Consider the following 2,700-nt stretch of genomic DNA (forward strand, 5'->3'; position numbering starts at 1 on the left):
TCTCGGGCGCCCCCCCGCCCCCCCCGCCAGAAGCAACGAGAACGAGATTGGGTACGGTTCGCAAGGGTTGGGAGTTGTGAAAACTCTGTAATGATCCCTCCGCTGGTTCACCAACGGAGACCTTGTTACGACTTTTACTTCCTCTAAATGACCGAGTTTGGATAACTTTCCGGCCCGGAAGGGTAGTTGCCCACCCCTCTGGGCCAGTCCGGAAGCCTCACTGAGCCATTCAATCGGTAGTAGCGACGGGCGGTGTGTACAAAGGGCAGGGACGTAATCAACGCAAGTTGATGACTTGCGCTTACTAGGGATTCCTCGTTGAAGAGCAATAATTGCAATGCTCTATCCCCAGCACGACAGAGTTTCACAAGATTACCCAGGCCTTTCGGCCAAGGAGGAACTCGCTGGCTCTGTCAGTGTAACGCGCGTGCGGCCCAGAACATCTAAGGGCATCACAGACCTGTTATTGCCTCAAACTTCCATCGGCTTGAGCCGATAGTCCCTCTAAGAAGCCAGCGCGCTGCCAAAGCAACGCGGGCTATTTAGCAGGTTAAGGTCTCGTTCGTTATCGCGATTAGGCAGACAAATCACTCCACCAACTAAGAACGGCCATGCACCACCACCCACGAAATCAAGAAAGAGCTCTCAATCTGTCAATCCTCATCGTGTCTGGACCTGGTGAGTTTCCCCGTGTTGAGTCAAATTAAGCCGCAGATTCCACCCCTGGTGGTGCCCTTCCGTCAATTTCTTTAAGTTTCAGCCTTGCGACCATACTCCCCCCAGAACCCAGAAACTTGTACTTTCGTGTAAGGTGCCGAACGAGTCAAAAAATAACATCGTCCGATCCCTAGTCGGCATAGTTTATGGTTAAGACTACGACGGTATCTGATCGTCTTCGATCCCCTAACTTTCGTTCCTGATTAATGAAAACATCCTTGGCAAATGCTTTCGCAGTAGTTAGTCTTCAATAAATCCAAGAATTTCACCTCTGACAATTGAATACTGATGCCCCCGACTGTCCCTATTAATCATTACGGCGGTCCTAGAAACCAACAAAATAGAACCGCACGTCCTATTCTATTATTCCATGCTAATGTATCCGAGCATAAGCCTGCTTTGAACACTCTAATTTTTTCAAAGTAAAAGTCCTGGTTCCCCGACACACCCAGTGAAGGGCATGCGGCTCCCCAGAGGGAAAGACCCGGCCGGACCAGTGCACGCGGTGAGGCGGACCGGCCAGCCAGGCCCAAGGTTCAACTACGAGCTTTTTAACTGCAACAACTTTAATATACGCTATTGGAGCTGGAATTACCGCGGCTGCTGGCACCAGACTTGCCCTCCAATTGTTCCTCGTTAAGGGAATTAAATTGTACTCATTCCAATTACAAGACCCAAAAGAGCCCTGTATCAGTATTTATTGTCACTACCTCCCCGTGTCGGGATTGGGTAATTTGCGCGCCTGCTGCCTTCCTTGGATGTAGTAGCCGTTTCTCAGGCTCCTTCTCCGGGGTCGAGCCCTAACCCTCCGTTACCCGTTGTCACCATGGCTGGCCAAGACCCAGCCGTCGAAAGTTGATAGGGCAGAAATTTGAATGAACCATCGCCGGCGCAAGGCCGTGCGATTCGAGAAGTTATTATGAATCACCAGGGAGCCCCGAAGGGCATTGGTTTTTAATCTAATAAATACATCCCTTCCGAAGTCGGGGTTTTCAGCATGTATTAGCTCTAGAATTACCACGGTTATCCAAGTAGTAAGGTACTATCAAATAAACGATAACTGATTTAATGAGCCATTCGCAGTTTCGCTGTATAATTGCTTATACTTAGACATGCATGGCTTAATCTTTGAGACAAGCATATGACTACTGGCAGAATCAACCAGGTAACTATCGTCGCGCCGCGGTCTGCAGCGGCCGCGGAGGCGCCCGAGAGCGCCCCGCGGAGAGATTGTTGGTCGGTCTGGACCCCCTGCGAGCAGGCGGCCCAACTCCCCGCGCAGCGCTGTCCGGCCAAGGCCAGGGCGCGCCGCGCAGGGCGATCCTCCTTCCCCCCCTGAGTTCCCAGAGCGACGTCGGCAGGCGCGCGCGGCCCGAGGGCCGGGCGCCGCCTAGGCGCTCACATAGGAGGCCGCAGCCCAGAGGTGCAGCTTTACAGCGTTCTCTCCAGGTGCGGGGTCTCCTGTTGCTCGTGCGGATGTCTGGCAGTTGCCATTCGCCCACAGAAACCCATCGCGGGGCAGCTGGGGGCCGAAGCCACCAGTGCCTTTTTGCGGCATCCCGCCGACTCAGTCACTGAAAAGCGCCTCGCCTTCGGGGGAGTTGACCGCCGCAATGCCCTGCCTTGACCGAGATTGGTGATCTCTACTTTGGAGGCTGCATAACAGGACACGACGACAGTCGCTCGAAGTATGGGACGTGTGTTTGCTGTGCCGACGCCCCCGCAGGGGAGGGCGCCTGCCCAGGGAGGGTGCGCGGCAAGCCGCGCAGCCCGTCCTAGGCGCCGCGCAGAGGCCCGCCCCCTTGGGGGCTTGGGCGCCGTGCGCAGCTCGACTCGCAACTCCCGAGTCGTGTCTTTGCTTGTTTTCATTTTTCTCCTTCTTGTAGTCCCTGCGCACGCGTCGCACGATGAGTTGTGCTAACGGCCACCAAGCGGCGCGAGTCCCGCGAGTTCCGCAAAAATAATGGCGGGCGCTGCCGCAAC

Annotated in this window: 1 rRNA gene; it reads right to left on the reverse strand. The window is 54.9% G+C overall.

Annotated features, from left to right (window positions below):
• Positions 1–83: 83 nt before the first annotated feature.
• Positions 84–1,890 (reverse strand): 16S ribosomal RNA (locus ACYVKY_RS20290).
• Between the last annotated feature and the right edge of the window lie 810 nt (positions 1,891–2,700).

The sequence above is a fragment of the Angustibacter speluncae genome (genome assembly GCF_054777815.1).